Annotated in this window: 20 protein-coding genes; 6 read left to right on the top strand and 14 right to left on the bottom strand. The window is 38.1% G+C overall.

From position 1 onward, the window contains the following. A partial coding sequence (locus CYJ36_RS12900) for a sensor histidine kinase (protein WP_101567682.1) occupies positions 1-1580 on the bottom strand: 1580 nt, incomplete at its 3' end. 614 nt (positions 1581-2194) lie between these two features. Between CYJ36_RS12900 and CYJ36_RS12905 the strand changes: the two genes are divergently transcribed. Together CYJ36_RS12905 and CYJ36_RS12910 are read left to right on the top strand one after the other, a co-directional pair. Continuing rightward, on the top strand, positions 2195-2851 hold the full coding sequence (locus CYJ36_RS12905) for a response regulator transcription factor (protein WP_101567683.1): 657 nt from the start codon (positions 2195-2197) through the stop codon (positions 2849-2851). Positions 2852-2854: 3 nt separating this feature from the next. Continuing rightward, a complete protein-coding gene (locus CYJ36_RS12910) occupies positions 2855-4258 on the top strand; it encodes a sensor histidine kinase (RefSeq protein WP_101567684.1) in 1404 nt (467 codons plus the stop codon). Positions 4259-4313: 55 nt separating this feature from the next. On the opposite strand, the gene modB is transcribed toward CYJ36_RS12910, so the two are convergent. Both modB and modA read right to left on the bottom strand, forming a co-directional pair. After that, positions 4314-4973, bottom strand: a complete 660-nt coding sequence (modB, locus tag CYJ36_RS12915; RefSeq protein WP_101567685.1) for a molybdate ABC transporter permease subunit — start codon at positions 4971-4973, stop codon at positions 4314-4316. Continuing rightward, the gene (gene modA, locus CYJ36_RS12920) at positions 4970-5761 is read right to left on the bottom strand and encodes a molybdate ABC transporter substrate-binding protein (protein ID WP_101567686.1); all 792 of its coding nucleotides are present in this window, start codon (positions 5759-5761) and stop codon (positions 4970-4972) included. The genes modB and modA overlap by 4 nt, the downstream gene beginning before the upstream one ends. A gap of 211 nt (positions 5762-5972) precedes the next feature. Here modA and CYJ36_RS12925 point away from each other — a divergent pair, with 211 nt between their 5' ends. The 3 genes from CYJ36_RS12925 to CYJ36_RS12935 are packed head-to-tail and all read left to right on the top strand — an operon-like array spanning position 5973 to position 8452. Further along, the gene (locus CYJ36_RS12925) at positions 5973-6548 is read left to right on the top strand and encodes an SCO family protein (RefSeq protein WP_101567687.1); all 576 of its coding nucleotides are present in this window, start codon (positions 5973-5975) and stop codon (positions 6546-6548) included. 19 nt (positions 6549-6567) lie between these two features. Beyond that, entirely contained in the window at positions 6568-7980 is a 1413-nt protein-coding gene (locus tag CYJ36_RS12930; protein WP_101567688.1) for a PepSY-associated TM helix domain-containing protein, read from the top strand. Positions 7981-7987: 7 nt separating this feature from the next. Then, positions 7988-8452, top strand: coding sequence for a FixH family protein (locus CYJ36_RS12935; RefSeq protein WP_101567689.1), 465 nt, complete (start codon positions 7988-7990; stop codon positions 8450-8452). 321 nt (positions 8453-8773) lie between these two features. On the opposite strand, the gene CYJ36_RS12940 is transcribed toward CYJ36_RS12935, so the two are convergent. Continuing rightward, on the bottom strand, positions 8774-9457 hold the full coding sequence (locus tag CYJ36_RS12940; protein ID WP_101567690.1) for a zinc metallopeptidase: 684 nt from the start codon (positions 9455-9457) through the stop codon (positions 8774-8776). 227 nt (positions 9458-9684) lie between these two features. Between CYJ36_RS12940 and CYJ36_RS12945 the strand changes: the two genes are divergently transcribed. Continuing rightward, positions 9685-10092 carry a YkvA family protein gene (locus CYJ36_RS12945; protein ID WP_101567691.1) on the top strand — a complete coding sequence of 136 codons (408 nt, stop codon included), beginning with the start codon at positions 9685-9687 and terminating at the stop codon, positions 10090-10092. A gap of 40 nt (positions 10093-10132) precedes the next feature. Here the strand turns inward: CYJ36_RS12945 and CYJ36_RS12950 are convergent, their stop codons facing one another. The 10 genes from CYJ36_RS12950 to CYJ36_RS12990 form a co-directional block, all read right to left on the bottom strand. Then, positions 10133-10459: a YnfA family protein gene (locus tag CYJ36_RS12950; protein WP_101567692.1), complete on the bottom strand. Its 327-nt coding sequence runs from the start codon at positions 10457-10459 to the stop codon at positions 10133-10135. A 141-nt stretch (positions 10460-10600) separates the two neighbouring features. Further along, on the bottom strand, positions 10601-11818 hold the full coding sequence (locus tag CYJ36_RS12955; protein WP_101567693.1) for a PucR family transcriptional regulator: 1218 nt from the start codon (positions 11816-11818) through the stop codon (positions 10601-10603). A gap of 127 nt (positions 11819-11945) precedes the next feature. Further along, positions 11946-13415 carry a sodium/proline symporter PutP gene (putP, locus tag CYJ36_RS12960; RefSeq protein ID WP_180850296.1) on the bottom strand — a complete coding sequence of 490 codons (1470 nt, stop codon included), beginning with the start codon at positions 13413-13415 and terminating at the stop codon, positions 11946-11948. A gap of 275 nt (positions 13416-13690) precedes the next feature. Further along, a complete protein-coding gene (gene pruA / locus CYJ36_RS12965; protein WP_101567694.1) occupies positions 13691-15232 on the bottom strand; it encodes an L-glutamate gamma-semialdehyde dehydrogenase in 1542 nt (513 codons plus the stop codon). 45 nt (positions 15233-15277) lie between these two features. Beyond that, the gene (locus CYJ36_RS12970; RefSeq protein WP_101567695.1) at positions 15278-16195 is read right to left on the bottom strand and encodes a proline dehydrogenase family protein; all 918 of its coding nucleotides are present in this window, start codon (positions 16193-16195) and stop codon (positions 15278-15280) included. Positions 16196-16492: 297 nt separating this feature from the next. Next, positions 16493-16645 (bottom strand): lmo0937 family membrane protein, encoded by a 153-nt coding sequence (locus CYJ36_RS23395; protein WP_142382709.1) that lies wholly within the window; start codon positions 16643-16645, stop codon positions 16493-16495. Between the two features lie 171 nt (positions 16646-16816). Beyond that, positions 16817-17299 (bottom strand): GNAT family N-acetyltransferase, encoded by a 483-nt coding sequence (locus CYJ36_RS12975; RefSeq protein WP_101567805.1) that lies wholly within the window; start codon positions 17297-17299, stop codon positions 16817-16819. 197 nt (positions 17300-17496) lie between these two features. After that, on the bottom strand, positions 17497-17916 hold the full coding sequence (arsC, locus tag CYJ36_RS12980; RefSeq protein WP_101567696.1) for an arsenate reductase (thioredoxin): 420 nt from the start codon (positions 17914-17916) through the stop codon (positions 17497-17499). A 26-nt stretch (positions 17917-17942) separates the two neighbouring features. Beyond that, entirely contained in the window at positions 17943-19238 is a 1296-nt protein-coding gene (locus tag CYJ36_RS12985; RefSeq protein ID WP_101567697.1) for an arsenic transporter, read from the bottom strand. A gap of 15 nt (positions 19239-19253) precedes the next feature. Further along, positions 19254-19595 (bottom strand): ArsR/SmtB family transcription factor, encoded by a 342-nt coding sequence (locus CYJ36_RS12990; RefSeq protein WP_101567698.1) that lies wholly within the window; start codon positions 19593-19595, stop codon positions 19254-19256. Between the last annotated feature and the right edge of the window lie 558 nt (positions 19596-20153).

Genomic DNA, 20153 nt, shown 5'->3' on the forward strand with positions numbered 1-20153 from the left:
TCATCAGACATACCCACTCCATTATCTTCTACTATGATAAATAGTTGATCTCCGCTCTTTTTGGTTTGGATTTTCAGAACAGCTTTTGTGTTTTCTATAAAACTATATTTTACTGCATTTTCTACAAGCGGCTGTATGATAAATTTAATGATCGGCAAAGACTTTGTTTCTGGATCCTCCTCAATTTCAATCGAGATATCATCTTCATATCTTACTTTTAAGATATCAGTGAAATTGCGTATATAATTTATTTCTTCACCTAATTTCACGACATCACTATGAGTATTCATGGAATACCTCATCATACGCCCTAAATAAATGCTGACATTCATTACCTCTCGATTTTTACCTTGAACAGCTAATCCTCCTATAATTTCGAGAGTATTATTCATAAAATGAGGATTGATTTGCAGTAACAAGGCTTTGTATTCTGCATCTTTTCTGCGGATATTTGCCTCATACTCAATTTCTATTAAGTGATTCAATCGATCAATTGTTTGACCGAAAACTTTAATTAAATAACCAACTTCATCGTTATAAGATTTGATTGAAGGCATAAATCGTTTGGCTCCAGAGAAGTCTCCTTTTTCAATAAATCTCATTGCTTTAGCAAGCTGTCCCAGCGGACTTACGATATTGGTGGATAATAAATAGGAGACAATGATTGTTAAGATGAAAATGAATGCACTTGTAAAGAACAAGTTTTTTTGCAGCTGTTCAATTTCCGAGAACAATTCCGTCTTTGTAATCTCACTGAAAAGGATCCAATCACCGATTTTTAACTTTTGAAAGAATACGAGGTATTCCTCCCCATTATGGTCCGTTTCTATTAAGCCTGTATTTTGCCTGTGATTCGTTATTTTATCTAAGCTTTGATTTAATACATATTTGGGTGTCTGGACCTCCCCCGATAATACATTCGATGCCTCACTATCTAATAAATAAACTCGTCCATTTTCACCGAGTTTGATTTTGCTTAATGCCGTTTCAAGCAATGCTGTCGGAAAATTAATCTTTATAATTCCAGATAATTCAAAGGTATATATATCAAACAGGGGGATAAGATAACTATTTACCTTTCTCTCACGCATGTCTTGATACTGTTGAAATGAATCGATATGTGTTTTCACCCACCGCTGATCATTTTCTGAATACCCTTTGTACCACTCCGTTTTCTTTAGCGATGGATTATTCCCCCAAGTTCCAGTGCCGTCATTTAGAAACATGGAAATTGACATTGCATTTGAGTTATTGATCATCATTGATGATAACTGCATTTTAAGCTGATTTTTCATTAATAAAAGCTGATTATTTGTCGTATCCTCACCCTCTTTTTCTAATTGCATCCACTGTTGAGTCGTTTGATTCACGAGAACTTGTTTTCCGAGATCCTCAGCCTGTGCAGTAATGGAATCAATATAAAGCGAGTACTGATCCATCATTTCTACCGTTGAATCCTTCGTTTGTTCTTCCATAATAGATGTAAACCAGTTCGGAATAATAATGGATAAAAGAAGGAATGGAATCGTTAACAATATAGTGAAAATAATAAATAATCGATTTCGCAAAGAAAAAAACATATAGTCCCCCCGCCTAAAAAGAAAACCCTTACATAAAAATGATAAATATGTCTTTAACCCACTCTTGCAAACTAGTTTTTTGCTTGAATCCATATTTACTATTATTATAGCCCATATAAGCCAATAGCTTCATGGCATATTCACTTGTTTCCATTTCCTTTTATAGTCAGTTAATCTTTTTAATTGGCTGTTTTCGCATAGATTGTTGTTTTTGATTATAAATGTTGTCCGTTCCTTTCCGCTCCAGTCACTTGCTTTCCGCAGTCCGGCTGGGAGCCTCCTCGGCTTTGCCTGTGGGGTCTCCCATTTCCCTCTATTTTACCGCAGGAGTCAAGTGCCTGCAGCGTAGATCCACTTATGGCTTTAAACATTTCTATTCTAATAGCCACAAGGTTTACGAAAAGAGCCTTTTAATTTATCATATCCTGTGAAATTTACTATAAAGGATTTTTGTCATTTTTTTCTGTTATTGTCCTTTATAATCCGCAGATGAAATAAATAAAACTTAAAATGCGATCTCACAAAAACTTCACATCATTTTAATAAAATTGGTATTATACTTCTGTTATATGAAATTATAAAGCGAGGTTTGCATCGTGAAGAGAATAACTGTGATGGTCATAGATGATGAAGAAACAATGAGGGCATTAGTAAAAACTTTTTTAATCCAGGAAGGGTATTCTGTTATTGAAGCCGCTAACGGTATGGACGCTCTTGCGCTTTTGCAGAATAATACACCTGATCTTTTATTGGCAGATGTCATGATGCCTTATATGGACGGATTTTCATTTGCTGGTGAATTGAAAAAGAATCACGATATTCCTCTCATCTTTTTATCCGCAAGAGGAGAAGAGTGGGATAAAGTTCAAGGACTTAAGCTCGGCGGAGACGATTACATCGTGAAACCATTTCACCCTGGAGAACTGTTGGCAAGAATTGAATCTGTCTTAAGAAGAACAAGGCAGATTCCAAAACCGCATACTAGATTCATCATAGGTCCTCTCGTTCTTGATTCACTTGCTTACAAAGCGCTGATAGATGATCAGCCTCTTTCACTAACATTGAAAGAATTTGAGATGCTTTCATTGCTCGCAAGGAATAAAGGGACCGTTTTCACAAGGGATCAGCTGTTGGAATCTGTATGGGGAACTGACTACAACGGCACTGGACGTACAGTAGATACACATATTAAAACGCTGCGGCTAAAATTAAAAGATCATGCATATCTCATTCAAACAGCATGGGGCATCGGCTATAAATTTGAGGTGTAATCTTTGAAAATCAAAAGGCTGAAACTAAGTCAGAAAATCTTATTTCTTATTGGAGTCTGTATTTTATTCAGTATTCTTTTCTCTTTTTTCTTTCTTCATTTTTTATATAAAGAGCTATACATTAACAGCATTAAAGAATCCGTCATATACCAAGGAGAAAGGACTGCTTCTCATTATCACTACGGATCTCTGAGCGATGAAATCATCGAAAAAATCCATTGGTACAATGTTGTTTCTGAATATGAAGTGATCGTATTTGATCGTATTGAAGAATTAACAACATATTTTCCTTATGAAGTGAACTATGAAGCGCTGATTAATAACCAGGATCGCAAACAGCTTGAAAAAGGAAACTTTGTTATGAAAGACGGTTATGTGAAGGAGTTTAACCGTGAAATTGTCGGAGCTGTTTTCCCAATAATGGGAGAAGCTGGTCTTATTGGATTTATATATATTTATGTACCTTTGGCTGATCTTCAGGAAGTGTTTAAAGGAAGTCTCCCTATCTTAGTCCTTGTCGGGTCCATATTTTTCATTATTCTCTTTCTAGTGGTCAATAAGATCCAAAGTTCCCTTTTTAAGCCTCTAAACGAGATTGAAGCATTTTCAAAAGAGGTTTCAAAAGGCAATTATTCAAATCGCTTACTTAATAAGAATAACGACGAGATCGGTCAATTGGCTCTTGCCTTCAATTCGATGAGCCAGTCGTTAGAGGAACAAGAGACCCGGAAAAAAGAGTTTTTATCAAATGTGGTTCACGAACTGAGAACACCCTTAACATATATCGGCGGCTATACTCAAGCATTAAAACAGCAAATCTATACATCACCCGAAGAAGCTCAGCACTATTTGAAAACCATTGAAAATGAAACAAACCGTCTTAAGAAACTGATTCATGATGTGATTGAACTGGACCATCTTCAAGAAAATATGTACATTCTGAATGAAGAACCAATGGCGATTGCCCAGCTATTTTTAGATACACTTGCTCTTTTTGATATCCGCATTAACGAAAAGCAATTAAACATCGAATTAGACATTCAGGAAGATCTCATTGTCAATGGTGATCCCAAACGGATGCAGCAGGTTTTCTACAACCTTTTAGATAATGCCATAAAATATTCTGCAGAAAAAAGCATAATCAAAGTGAACCTGATTGAAGAAAACAAAAAAAAATTGTTGTTTCAAGTTAACAACAAAGGTAATGAAATATCTGAAACCGATATTGGACATATCGGGGAGCGCTTTTTCCGTACAGATAAAGCGAGAAGCAGATCTACAGGCGGAACTGGTTTAGGTATATCAATTGTAAAAGAAATTGTAAGGCTTCATGGGGGCTCGTTTTCACTAAGCAGCCATACATCAAATGGGACAACCGTTTCGATCATACTGCCTCTTCTGCTGTGACGGTAGGATATGCAAAAAATGAAAGTACAATGTCTAATTTGTACTTTCTTTTTTGCTAATTTGATTTTACAAGCTGCACACATACTAACATTAAAAATGAAATACCAATCATGCTCATGACCCATAACCAAGCCATTTCCATATTGCCGGAATCAATGGCAATATAGATGGCTGTAGAAGTCGTTTGTGTTTTTCCTGGAATGTTGCCCGCGAACATTAACGTTGCTCCAAATTCACCAAGCGCTCTTGTAAAACTCAAGATTCCTCCTGAAATGATAGATTTAAGTGTAAGAGGAATGGAAACATAAATAAATAGGCTATATTCATTCGCACCATCTACACGGGCTGCGTCCTCAATTTCTTTATCTATCGATTCAAACCCGGTTTTAGCGGATTGGTACATAAGGGGAAAGGCAACTACAACAGAAGCAATAACAGCTGCCCACCATGTAAACATAATCGGCTGGTTAAACAGCCATTCAATCAATTCCCCTGCTGGACTGTTCCTGCCAAAAAAGAAAATCAGCAAAAACCCCACGACAGTAGGAGGTAATACTAATGGCAAAAGGAAGATCGTTTCGATGATAACTTTCCCTTTGAACCTCTTCCCAGCCATTATCTTCCCAAAGAATAACCCTAATATAATAACTATTATTCCAGATACAGACGCGATCTCAATGGAGAGTCTGACTGGAGACCAGAAATCAGCTGTCATTTTGATTCATTCAGTCCTTTAAATCCATACATTTCTAAAATCTTCATAGATGCTTCTTTTTGAAGATAATCAAAGAATTGTTTGGCTTCTTTTGGATGGGAACTATTTTTTATCACACCCGCAGGATAAATAATGGGTTCATGAGTATTTTCCTTCGCAATCTCTGCTATCTCAACTTTTGGAGAACTAAGCGCATCTGTTTTATACACCATTCCTGCGTCAACATTATTCAATTCTACATATGTAAGAACCTGGCGGACATCTTTAGCGTATACCACTTTTCCTTCAATTATTTTCCAAATATTTAAGTGTTCTAATGTTTCTTTAGCATACTGCCCTGCCGGTACAGTCTCAGGGGTGCCAATGGAAATTTTCTCTGTTTTGGTTAGGTCATCAAATCCATTAATATCAATATTCGAATCCTTTGGAACCACTAAAACAAGTTCATTACCAACAAGATCTGCACTTTTTTTCTTTTCAATGAATCCTTCATGCACTAATTGATCAAATTTGTCTTCAGCAGCAGAGAAAAAGAGATCGACTGGCGCCCCTTGAGTGATTTGCTGTTGAAGCGCACCTGAGGCTCCAAAGTTAAAAACTACTTTTATATGAGGGTGTTCCTTTTCAAAGGCCGTTTTTATGCCTTTCAATGCATCTTGCAAACTGGCTGCTGCTGAGATCGTCAATTCCACCTTTTTGTCAGGAGCTTCTTGTTTCTGAATTGCTGTACATCCAGACACAGCCAACAATAAAAGCATCATCAAAAATAAGATATATCTCTTTTTCATTCCTCTTTCTCCCTCGAAAATCAGAGTTCCTTACACCTAATTATTATTACTATAACAAAAATGAACATAGTTCACCTGTCTCCTGAATTCATTCAGCCAATTTTTCAGTTTTATTTGTTGAATTATTGCTAATCTTTTCTCACATATATTTCACAATCATCGTTTATTCTTGTTATACAAATCTATTATCTGTCTATAAATGACTAGAGAAATGAGGTGCAAATTGAAAAATGCATTAAGCCTATTCATAGTTTTATCATTGGGATTTCTTTCGGCGTGCAATTTAAATGGCAATGAGTCTTATCAAATGAAATCGTTTACTTTTATTAATCAAAAAGGACAGGACTTTGGAGTTGAAGATTTGAATGGAAAAGTATGGATTGCAGATTTTATTTTTACTAGCTGTGAGACAGTCTGTCCGCCAATGACGGCTAATATGGCATCTTTGCAGAAAAAATTTAAATCTGAAGACATTCCAGTAGAGTTCGTTTCTATGAGCGTCGATCCAGCGGTTGATACACCAGATAAACTCAAATCTTTTATGGGTAAGTTTACAGAGGATGATTCTAATTGGAATATGCTGACTGGCTATTCCCAGCAGGAAATAGAAGAGTTTGCAAGAGATGAATTTCAAACCCTGATTCAAAAACCTGAATCTTCAGATCAGGTCATACACGGGACTAATTTTTATTTAATTAATCAAAATGGTGAAATTGTAAATGATTATAGCTTTACCCAAGGAGACGGCTTTGAAAAAATCATAGCTGATGTAAAAAAACAACTGTAGAAACCAGAGGAGAACCAGCATGTTTAATAGTGAGAGAAACGTTCAAGAGGATCTAGTATTGCAAGCCCGTGAATCTGCAAGCCAAAAAAGGACAAAAACTTCAATTTATCAAGCTGTTTGGAGATGGCACTTTTATGCGGGACTCATATTTGCTCCCTTTCTAATTATTTTAGCTTTTAGCGGCGGAGTGTATCTTTTTAAGCCGCAAATTGAAAATTATCTTTATAAGGATATGTACTTTGTACAAGAAGATGGTTCAAGTACCCTGTCTCCATCGGCTCAGGCTGAAAAAGTAAAAGAGATATATCCTGATGGATCTGTAACCTCCATTAAATTTTATGACGACCCGCAGCGTACTACGGAAATCGGTTTACTTAAAAAAGATCAAATGACCTCTGTCTTTGTTAATCCTTATAATGGAGACATTCAAGGAAGTTTAAAGGCCGAGGATAAATTCACGGAAATCTTTGTAAAACTTCACAGTGAGCTGCTTGTTGGAGGAACAATTGCCAACAGGTTAGTCGAACTTGCCGCATGCTGGGCGGTAATACTGCTCATAACCGGCTTATATATATGGTTTCCAAGAACTAAAGCATCTATTTGGGGAACCCTATTACCGAGATTCAGAAATAAAGGAAGGACGTTTTGGCGTGATATGCATGCAGTTCCAGCTTTCTGGTTCTCAGTTGCTATTTTAATATTAATTGCTACAGGACTACCTTGGTCTGGCGTGATGGGGGAACAAATCAATAGACTGGCTACAGCTACAAACACCGGAACTCCGCCATTTGCCAATGTCTGGGATGAAAAACCTGAGTCACTAATCCGAACTCAGGATGTTGCTCCGGAAGTTCCTTGGGCAACAGAGAACCTTCCAGTTCCTGCATCTTCCAGTGCAAAGTATGTATCCATTTCACTAGAAGATGTTCAATATATAGCTGAGAATGAACAGGTCAAAAAACCATATACCATTTCATTTCCCCAAGATGAAAAAGGAGTTTACACCATTTCTGCATCACATGCAAATCCCAGCAGTGATGCAACCTTACACGTTAATCAATACAGCGGTTCAGTTTTAAGCGATGTACGTTTTCATGATTATGGAATCATGGCAAAAGGGATATCACTCGGTATCGCCCTGCATGAAGGCTCGTTATTTGGACTTGCCAATCAAATGATTGGATTAATTGTTTGTTTAGGATTAATTGGATTAGTCCTTAGTTCATTTTTTATGTGGAGAAAACGCAAACCTAATGGGAAATCAGGTGCACCAGCTAAACCACAGAATAAAAAGGTTACCCGGGGAGTTTTCATCATCATGCTGGCACTTGGAATAATAATGCCCTTGGCTGGTATCTCCATTATCGTTGTCTTTATTTTTGACCGTTTTATTTTTGTACGAATCAAGCCGCTGAAAACTTGGATAGGATGATGAAACGATGAAGAGAAAATTACCATGGATGCTGTTTTCAATTTTTATTCTAACTGCCTGTGCAGCAAATACGGATCAAGCCGCTGAAAATGAAACACCAAAAGTAGTGGAAGTTGACATTCAATTACCTGATTCACTTACTTTGAATCAGGAAAATATTTTTAGAGCAGAAGTAACGCAAGGAAATGAAGCAGTTGAAGATGCTGACGAGGTTGTATTTGAAATTTGGAAAGCTGACGAAAAAGAAAAGGTTGAGAAGATCGAAGCTGTTCATGAAAAGAACGGAATATACAGTGCTGCGAAAAGCTTTATAGAAGACGGTGTATATTTTATTCAAACACATGTAACGGCCCGGGATATGCACGTGATGCCAAAGCAGCAATTTGTGATTGGCGAAGTATCTGAAGAAGAAATAAAGGCTGCTGAAGAGGCTGCTGAACAGGAAAAAGGGAATACAGGTCAACATCATTAAACATTAGAAACATAAAATAACTAAAAAGTAGTCTGGTTCACTGATTATTTGAACCGGCTTCTTTTTTCATTTTCGTAAAGTTTGTTGCTTATAGAGAAATGGTTAAAACCTTTAGTGGATTGTAGCGGAAGCCACATGACTCCTGCGGGAAATAGAGGGAAATGGGAGAGCCCACAGGGATAGCCGAGGAGGCTCTCCGCGGAAAGCAAGTGCCTGCAGCGATAATCCACAAGTACAATTAATAACCAAAAACAACAATCAATGCGAAAACAGCCATTAAAAAAGACCAAATAAAAGTGGCCTTTTAGCATGTTCCATATTCTATTCATCATTGCCTTGATTAAAAATCATGATGAACTTAATTAATTCAAATAACGCCATAAGAGCACCCGCTACATACGTTAATGCTGCAGCACCAAGTACTTTATTCACACCGCGCTCTTCTTCATTGCGGATGATTCCTTCAGAAACAATGTAATCTTTTGCTCTAGAGCTTGCGTTAAATTCAACAGGAAGCGTAACTAGCTGAAAAGCCACCGCTGCAGAGAAAAAAATAATTCCGATTCCAATCAAGTTAAATGACCCTAATAAAAAACCGCCAATAAGAAGGAACGCCGCAATCCCGGAGGTAATGTTTACGACAGGAAACATTTTATGTCTCAGTGTTAAAGCACCATATGACTCTTTATGCTGGACGGCATGCCCTACTTCATGTGAGGCAATTGAAATAGCAGCGATTGAATTCCCATGATAAACGGGTTCAGATAAACGAACAACTTTTTTTGTGGGATCATAATGGTCTGTCAGTGTACCTCTTACAGCTTCTACAGGCACTTGATGCAAACCATGATGATCCAAAATGCGCCTTGCTGTTTCCATTCCTGTCATCCCTGATGATCCTTGAACCTTTGACCATTTATTAAAATTACTTTTCACTTTAAACTGTGCCCATAGCGCTAATCCAAATGCAGCAAATACCAAAAAATCCATTGGATGAAAAAACATGTGTTGATTCCTCCCGCTCTCCGATTATTCTTACCTTTGAAATTTTCTTCCTATTATCATATCCCCTGATACAGTAGAACGTTATGGTGTGTACGAACAATGTAAATAATTGACCTATCCTTTACTATTACCTGATGCAACATCTAATAAACAATGAAGTCTTAACATGAACTTCCGAAAATGTAGTAAAATAATGGTACAGTCTTTAGGGAAAAGAAGGTGTAGATATGACATCACAGCAGGAACAGGATACGCTGGATCAATTGAATGAGTCTGAAAAGCATTACTCAGACACAAAATTTTGGAGTAAGTTAAAGAAGTATGGTAAAAAAGCAGGCTCATCTGTTGTATACGCAGTGCTGCTTTTATATTTCACACTGCAAAAGCCTGAAGTACCAAAGAAAACGAAGGGTATCATAATCGGAGCATTAGGATACTTTATTTTGCCGTTAGATTTAATCCCTGACTTAGCCATTGGAGTCGGCTTCACAGATGACCTTGGAGCACTAGGGCTCGCTTTATTGCAGGTGGCCATGTATATCGACCAGGATATTAAGGATCAGGCAAGAGCAAAACTTATCGAGTGGTTTGGAGATCATGTTGATACCTCAGACGTAGACGCGAAAATTTTATAATAATTAAGCTAAAGCACCAGGCACATCTTGCTTGGTGCTTTTAATGTCTTGGTGCAAACAGCATAATCGAAACTCCAATTATACAAATCCCTGCTCCTAACAGATCAAATAGGTCAGGCGCTTTTTTATCCACACCCCATCCCCATAAAACGGAAAGAACTATAAATATTCCTCCATAGGCTGCATACACCCTTCCAAAAGAAGGAAACGTCTGCAGAGCTGCAATAACTCCGTATATGGCTAAAGATAAACCACCAAAAATACCCCAATATACTGGCTTCCCTTCACGAAGCCAAAGCCAAATTAAATATCCTCCTCCAATTTCGGCAAGTCCTGCCAGCAGGAATAAAAAAATAATCGTAATTATGACAAAAACACCTCACTAAAATCCTCATTTTCACTAACATAAACCGCTAACATAGCTTTTTCTTCTGAATGAGGGCGGTACTTAAAAAGGAAACTAGCTTTTCCAATAGAAATAAATAGAAATATTTTCAAGTAGCTATCACTATCTTTTCTGCTTCATTAACTGTAAATCAATATACAGCTGAATTCGCGTATAAAAGTCATCAAAATCAATCGTGGTGAGTTCAGCCATCTGGTTAATTCTGTATTTTAACGTATTGGTGTGAATAAATAGCTGTTCCGCTGTCGGTTTGATTCGACAATTGTTCAGCAGATAAATTTCCAGTGTTTGAAGTAATTTGGTTTGGCTTTCTAAATCCTTTTTGAGCAGAATCTCTAAATTTTTATTGATATAATCCGTCTTACTATGGTGCTTGGAAATCGTTTCAAGGTAACGAAATATCCCAAGCTTTTCATATTTGAATGGAAGCTGGTCAGGAGAGCCGATAAATTTGGCTGCATTGATCACTTCCAGCGCTTCAAAATAAGACTTTCTTAATTGCAGAATCGAGGAATATTCATTTCCGATTCCTGAGTATACATTTTTGCTGAATTGTGAAAGAACGGTATTCGTCAATTCCTCTGCGCTATCAGAAAGCTGGTCTGTACCTTGAATATTGCTGCCGATTATAACAACAATCTTTAATTGATCGGTAAAGACATGGGAGAAATGGTTCAAAGCGTTTGCAAATAACCGGACGGTTTCCGTTACTTCAGCAAATAGCTCCTCATCACTCCGGGCTATTGTAAAAATATTTACAATAAACGTTTCCGGAATGAGGATATTTACATTTGCAGCTTCCCACTTGATTTGGTTTTCAGTTTGAAAGATTTCATCGATGATCTTTTTATAAAACTCATTTTTTTCTTCATTTTTCCTCAGATTCACCTGGTTTTTTTGATAAAGAAGCTTTCCGATATGGTGAGATACCTCATGTAAAAATTGCAGATCCGAGTCCGTCATTTTTTCCGTTTCCTGGACCCATATATATCCAAAAACTTGTTCCTTATGGATGGCGCTAACAACGACTCGCTGATTTAAGCCAATTTCCTCGATTTGTTTAACTCGAAACGGATGAGGTACGGTTTTTAACTGTTCTACAATGCCTTCGTCCATAAATTTCTCCAGGATTGGAATCGGCCAATGCTTTGTGAAGATGGTTTGCTGATTGGCTTGATCGAAGTGTTCTATATAATAGGAGCTGTATGCCAGCAATGAGAATTGATCATTTTCAATAACGACTGGTTTTTTTAAATACGTGCTGACCATATCTGTAATATCGTTAATATTTGTTTGAGTCAGAATTTTTTCCAGTAACATATATGGCCCCCTGCTTCTAATGATGAATCTAATTATAATACTTTTATAAGAAGGAAGTGAATAGGGGCTGAAAGAAAGAAGGACCGGGATATGAAAAACTTTTCATATCCCGGTCCTAGGTGTATCCTTATTCTTTTAATGTTTTCTCGAATTCCTCGAATTTCGATTCTACTTCTCTAGAAGGCTGGGCTGTAAGCAAGCTGACAACGAGGATCGCAAGTAAGCTTGCAGCAAATCCAGGGATCATTTCGTAAAGCGTATCCGATAGTCCTGCCATTGACCAGAAAATAACGGTAGCGGCTCCAACGATCATCCCTGCTAACGCACCCCATTTCGTCATGCGTTTCCAGAAGAGGCTGAGCAGAATCAATGGACCGAATGAAGAGCCGAATCCTGCCCATGCATACCCCACAAGACCAAGAATTGTGTCGTTTTTCTCCCAAGAGAGAATAAGCGCGATAACGGAAATGATCAGTACTGATAGTCTGCCTAAAAAGACAAGCTCTTTATCAGACGCTGAACGGCGGAAGAAGGTTTTATATAAATCCTCTGTTAATGAGCTGGCTGTAACTAGAAGCTGAGAAGAGATTGTACTCATGATGGCAGCCAGTATAGCTGAAATTAAGAATCCAGTGATGAATGGGTGAAATAATACTTCACCTAAGACGATGAAAACTGTTTCAGGGTCATCAAGCTTCATATCATTTTGAGAAAAATAAGTGATTCCGATGAATCCCGTCAGCATGGCACCGATACTTGAGAAAATCATCCATCCCATCCCGATATTGCGGGCTTTCTTAATTTCCTTTACAGAATTGATCGCCATAAAGCGGACAATGATATGAGGCTGTCCAAAATATCCAAGCCCCCAGGCAAATAAAGAAATAACTCCTAAAAAGCTTGTTCCAGTAAAAATATTTAAAAGGGCAGGATCAATGGATCGTGCTGTATCTATAGTCGGACCGAAACCGCCAACATGGATGAGAGTCACGATAGGCACAAGGATCAAGGCAATAAACATGATAATCCCCTGAACAAAGTCCGTCCAGCTCACAGCCAGGAATCCGCCGAATAAAGTATAGGCGACAACAACACCTGTTAAAATCCATAAGCCAGTATGATAATCAAGGCCAAACGTACTTTGGAATAAAACACCGCCGGAAACCATACCTGATGAAACATAAAACGTAAAGAATATTAAAATAACTAAAGCTGAAATAAGTCGCAGAATACGTGATCCATCAGCGAATCGGTTTTCCAGAAAAGCTGGAATGGTAATTGAATTATTCGCTACTTCTGTATAGGTTCTTAATCTTGGGGCAACGTACAGCCAGTTCGCGTAGGCACCCAGTGTCAGACCGATTACAATCCACATAGAGCTAAGTCCAGTTGCAAACATAGCACCAGGCAGTCCCATTAAGAGCCAGCCGCTCATGTCTGCAGCACCGGCACTTAATGCTGTAACAGCCGGGCCAAGCCCGCGATCGCCCAGCATATAATCATTTAAATTAGAAGTTCTTTTGTAGGCGAAGTATCCAATAATCAGCATACCTGCCATATAAATACTTATAGATAGTATTAGTGCATAATCAATCATAGAGTAACTCCTTTCAAATCTAAAATGATAGGTTTAGAACATTTTCCAAGGACACTTTTTTGCAAAGGGTTTCAATTAATTGTTAAATGTGAATTATTAGACATTTAAGCCGAAACATACTCTTGCAAAATGTGATGGTCCTTCTTTCACTTTTTATAAAAAGAGGAAGCAACTTTTTTGTTACTTCCTCAATAAAGCCGGATTTAACTAGATTTATACCTATTAATAGTTGTCATTATCAATCTATATATCTGAATCACACTTCTATTCCTCTATTAAAAAGTTTCAGAAGTGGTCTTAGCTTGCATATGAAGCTGCAAGTAATCTGGTCCTCCTGCCTTGGAATCAGTTCCAGACATGTTGAATCCTCCGAAAGGCTGATAGCCTACGATTGCGCCTGTGCAGCCGCGGTTAAAATATAAGTTTCCTACATGGAAGTCTTCACGCGCTTTTTCCATATTCGTGCGATTTGTCGTAATGACAGCACCTGTCAACCCATACTCTGTGTTGTTGGCAATATCAAGCGCCTCTTCAAAGCTTTTTGCTTTTGTAAATGCAACGATTGGTCCGAAGATTTCTTCCTGCATTAAACGGGCTTGCGGATCAACATCAGCAACGATTGTCGGCTGAACGAAGTAGCCTATAGAGCTATCTCCCTCTCCGCCAGTAAGAATGCGTCCCTCTTCTTTGCCAATTTCAACATAGCTCATAATTTTGTCAAAGGCAGCCTGATCGATTACCGGTCCCATGAAATGATTCTCTACAGGGTTGCCGACTGTCAATTGCTTTGTTAATTCAACAGCGCGATCTAAAACTTGATCATACACATCTTCAACGATAACAACACGGGAACAAGCCGAACATTTTTGTCCAGAGAAGCCAAATGCCGATTTAACAATTGATTGAGCCGCTAGTTCTAGATCTGCTTCTTTGTCCACTACAATCGTATCTTTTCCGCCCATTTCAGCAATGACACGCTTCAGCCATATCTGGCCGTCGTTTAATTCAGAAGCACGCTTGAAAATGCGAAGTCCCACATCACGTGAACCTGTAAATGATATAAATCGAGTTTTTGGATGGTCTACCAGGTAGTCTCCTACTTCTGCTCCACTGCCTGGTACAAAGTTTAACACGCCTGCTGGAAGTCCTGCTTCCAACATTACTTCTACAAATTTGGCAGCAACAATTGGTGTCGTTGAAGCCGGTTTTAATAGAATCGTATTGCCTGTTACGATAGCTGCAACAGCTGTTCCTGCCATGATTGCAAATGGGAAGTTCCAAGGTGAGATGATGATCCCGACGCCTAATGGAATGTAATCATAACGATTATATTCACCTGGACGGCTTTCAACAGGGACACCATTTTTGAGCTTCAGCATTTGGCGTGCGTAGAATTCAAGGAAGTCAATCGCTTCAGCTGTATCTGCATCAGCCTCGTTCCAAGGTTTACCTGCTTCTTTTGTCAGCAGGGCAGAAAATTCATGCTTGCGGCGGCGAATAATCGCAGCTGCTTTGAACAGGACGTCTGCACGGATTTCCGGCTTCACTTTTTTCCAGCTTTCAAATGCAGCAGCAGCTTCCTGCATTGCTTTTTCTGCAAGCTCTTGGTTCGCCTTTGATACACGGCCAATGACTTCTTGCTTATCTGCAGGATTATAAGAGACAATTTTATCATCCGTTGTCACTTTTTCTGCTCCGATATATAGAGGATAGTCTTGCCCTAAGTAGCCTTCAACTGTTTGAAGTGCTTCCAGATAGTCTTTCTTGTTTTCTTCTTTTGAAAAATCAATAAATGGTTCGTGTTTATATGGAATCATTGATATTGCACCTCTTCATAGAATATTTTTATATCTGATTGAAATTTAACTTTTCACCATTCCTTTGAATGCAAAGGCAATATTGGATGGTCTTTCTGCAAGTCTTCTCATGAAATATCCATACCAATCAAGACCATACGGTACATAAACTCGCATTTTATAGCCTTGCTTTACCAGTTCCAATTGTGTTTTGTTTCTCATTCCATAAAGCATTTGGAATTCGAACATGGAATTCGGAATGTTATGCTTTTTAGCCAGTATTTTAGTATACTCGATGATTTGGTCATCATGAGACGCGACCGCCGTATAATTACCGTTAAGCATGCTTTGCTCAATCAGTTTTTTATAGTTTTCATCCACATCTTTTTTCTCAGGAAAAGCGACCTCTGGTGACTCTTTGTATGCTCCCTTAACGAGTCTCAGGAATGGCTTATATTGTGCGAAATCGCTTAAATCCTTCTCTGTACGATATAAATAGGCCTGTAATACTGTGCTGATGCAGCTGTATTTTTCTTTGAACTGTCTGAAAATATCAAGAGTAGCCTGACAGCGGACTTCATCTTCCATGTCAATTGTGACCATGACATTGTGTTTTTCTGCTGTATCAAGAATTTTTGTCATATTTTCGATAACAAGCTTATGATCAATATCAAGACCTAATGATGTCATCTTTAGAGAAACCTGCGAATCCAGTTTTTCTCTGCTGATCATTTTTATCGTTTCAATGCATTCTGCTGTTCTTTCACGGGTCACTTCCTCTGAATCTACGAATTCACCAAGATGGTCAACTGTCACCAGCAAACCGCTTTCATTAAGCTGTTTAATGAATTTGATGGAACTTTGGAAATCCGTTCCCCCGATAATTTTTCCAGCTGCAAAACTTCCGCCGCGTTTCTTTGCGATATTATTAAGTAAATTATTTTTAGATAAAAACAAGAAAAAGTCCCTTGTAATCGCTTCCATTATTAAGGCACCCCCTAAAAAGTTATAGTTCACAATGTAATTTTACGTTTATTCGACAATTTTCACAACGTTCTAAAAAAACAAGAATTTAGCCTTGTATTTGTCTGTTATGGACAATTGGGTGGATAGTTGGAGAGTTGTATTCAGATTGGTACCCGTTCCTTTCCGCACGAGTCAAGTGCTCTCCGCTACAATCCCCTAAGGTTTTAAACATTTAGTCTAAAAGCAACAAAGTTTACGAAAAGAGCCAAAAAAAAGAAGCACACTCCCTATCTTACGGAGTGTGCAAACTTATTTTCAAGCCTTATTTCGAACTCTGCCGGATACAAACTTATAAATTAATACTGCGGCTGCAATGACTAGAAGAAAATGAATAATGCCGCCTACTACATTGAAAATCAATCCCAGTACCCAAAGTAAAAGCAATACTCCTATAATGGTCCATAACATCTTCTTTTCCTTCTTTCTCAAAAGGGTTTTGTAATATAACCTTACTTTTCCCTATATGATTGAAGTTAAACTTTATTCAGCGAGGGCTTCTGCTCTTCTAGCCTGAATGTTCGTTAAAAAAGGATGTGCTTATTTAACTGATTATTAATTATACATATAAGATTACATTTACTATATTGATCTTCTTTCTAAAAAGACAACATCTCTCCACACACCATTCATTTTACCAATCCGTTCTCTAATCCCAACTTCTCTAAACCCAGCTTTTTTATGTAATTTCAAGCTTGGGGTGTTTTCAGGAAAAATACCTGCTTGAAGTGTCCAAAATCCTTCTTTTTCACTTAAATCTATGATTGAGCGCAGCAGGGCATTTCCAATTCCCTGACCTTTGGATGTTTGACTAATATAAATGCTTATATCTGCTACACCAGCGTATACGCATCTTTCTGAAACGGGACTTAATGCAGCCCAGCCAAGGACTTCATTTTCACCTTTAGCAACTAGCCGACATGTTTTAGAATGGCTTTCATCCCAGCTTTCCCATGAAGGTGCGTCGGTTTCGAATGTAGCATTGCCGGTTGCAATTCCATCAAGATAGATCCATTTGACCTGGTCCCAGTCACTATCAAGCATTTTTTCTATCTTAAAATCCATCATGCACACCCTCCATCACTTAATGGTTTATCTATTTATATTCCTTAATAATATCAAGTTGTAGTTGAACAGAACAATGCTCAGTGAAAAACTTCAACTTTCCTCGCAATAGAATCTCCTTCATTATAATAGAGTGATTCACTTTTGATTGATATCTAAAAGAAAGCCGTGAGAAGATCTCACGGCTTTCTTTTAGACTATTCGCCAGTCTTGGCAAAACGCTCAATTCTTTCACCAATCTCATCACGTACGCGTTGGAAGAACGCCCATTTTTCTTCTTCCGTTCCTTCTGCTTTCGCAGGGTCATCAAATCCCCAATGCACTCGTTTAATATGCGGAGGTGTTACAGGGCAATGGTCAGCAGCATGTCCGCAAAGTGTGACAATCAAATCTGCATTGTTTAAGATTTCAGGATCAATCACATCTGATGTTTGGTTTGAGATATCGATTCCTGTTTCTTTCATTGCCTTAACAGCGTTAGGATTTAAACCATGTGCTTCAAGTCCGGCACTTTTCACATCCCACTCTTCACCAAGATGTTTTTTCGCCCAGCCTTCTGCCATTTGGCTTCTGCAAGAGTTTCCCGTACATAAGAAGTAGATTGTTTTTTTAGACATAGTAGTTGTCTCCTTTTTTAGTTGTTTTATATAATCAGCAGCCACAGATAGAGTCCAACAAGTGTTATAAACAAAGTTGGAATTGTTAGAATAATGCCTGTTTTAAAGTACGTGCCCCAAGATATCTTGACGCCTTTTAAGCTCAAAACATGGAGCCATAAAAGCGTGGCAAGAGAACCAATTGGGGTAATTTTAGGTCCTAAATCAGAACCAATTACATTTGCATAAATCAAAGCTTCTCTTATAGTGCCTGCCGTGTCTGTATCGGCAATGGCTAAAGCATCTATCATGACGGTCGGCATGTTGTTCATTACTGAAGATAAGATAGCAGCAATGAAGCCCATTGAAATCGTTGCGACAAATAATCCCTGATCAGCTGCCACTTGAATCACATCAGCTAAAACAGCTGTTAATCCTGCATTACGAAGACCATACACAACGACATACATCCCAATTGAGAAGAAAACGATCGCCCATGGAGCTCCTTTAAGTACATTTTTCGTATGAACTGCAGGACTTCGTCTAGCCATAACTAAGAAGTAGATGGCAACTACGCCTGCAACAAAGGATACTGGAATGTGCATAAACTCACTGATAAAGTATCCGATAAGCAAAATTCCAAGTACAACCCAAGATAAACGGAAAATTTTTTCATCTTTGATTGCTTCTTTAGGCACCTTAATATCACAAAGATCATAATTTCTTGGAATGCTTTTGCGGAAAAAAAGATATAAGACCACTATACTTGCAACCAAAGAAAAAAAGTTAGGAACAATCATCCGTGAAGCATAATCAATAAAGCCAATATTAAAGTAATCAGCAGAGACAATATTCACTAAATTACTGACCACCAGCGGCAATGAGGTTGTATCTGCGATAAACCCGCTCGCCATAATAAATGGAAACACCATTTTCTCTTCAAAATTCAGGTTCCTGACCATCGCAAGGACAATAGGAGTTAAAATCAGAGCTGCACCGTCATTCGCAAAAAACGCTGCTACCAATGCCCCTAAAACTGATACATATATAAACATTCTGACGCCATTTCCTCTTGCCGCTCTTGCCATATGCAGAGCGGACCATTCAAAGAAACCAATCTCATCTAAGATCAGAGAGATAATAATAATTGCGATAAACGCAAGTGTTGCATTCCAAACAATCGACGTCACATCAATGACGTCACCAAAATCAACTACTCCAACTAATAAAGCAACGATAGCTCCCCCACAGGCTGACCAGCCGATTGAGAGATTTTTAGGCTGCCAAATCACCAAGATGAGAGTTAAAAGAAAAATCAATGAAGCTAAAATTACTGAAGTCAATCTTTCTTCCCCTCTCTATTCACATGAAATACGCAATCCTTGTGCTTCTATTTCTGTTAATAAATTATCTTGTGCAGGTAAATACTCTAATAATCCTTTTATGAATGGGTAATACTCATTCTCTTTATTTGCTGAATAAAATATCCATTGACCTTTGCGGTTTTCATTCACCAATCCCGCATCACGAAGTTTTCGCAGATGCTGACTGATTGCAGGCTGACTAGTACTAAAGATGGCAACAAATTCACACACACAGCAATCATTCGTCTCAAGCAGTTTCATCATCGTGAGACGTGTTTTATCACCAAGCAATTTAAGTATTTGAGACACTTTCTGAATATCAGAAGCCACTTCCAATTACCAACACCTCCATGTCGTTAATCATTATATAATCATTTGCTTATATTAGCAAAATATAATTTATAAAATTGTATCACGTCTTGCAAGAATGACCTATTTTGCTTAATTGCGATTTTGAGGGCCTCATTCAGGCTCTTTGATACCCTTATTTTCCTCATTTGCGATTTTGAGGGTCTCATTCAGGCTCTTTGATACCCTTATTTTACTCATTTGCGATTTTGAGGGTCTCATTCAGGCTCTTTGATACCCTTATTTTACTCATTTGCGATTTTGAGGGTCTTATTCGGGCTCTTTGACGCCCTAATTTTGCTCATTTGCGATTTTGAGGGTCTCATTCGGGCTCTTTGACGCCCTAATTTTGCTCATTTACGATTTTGAGGGTCTCATTTATTCTCCTGGACAAAGGATCAGTTGGAGGATCACACCATATTTTCCCTTTCAATTCATCGAACGGTATAGTAAGTATTTTGAAATCTCAGTAATTAATGTATCAGTTGGATGAACTTCAACGCGTTCCAATCGCTTAACGAATGAAACAGATGTATGAAGCATTAA

The sequence above is a fragment of the Bacillus sp. UMB0893 genome (genome assembly GCF_002858905.1).
Lineage (GTDB): Bacteria > Bacillota > Bacilli > Bacillales > Bacillaceae > Bacillus_P.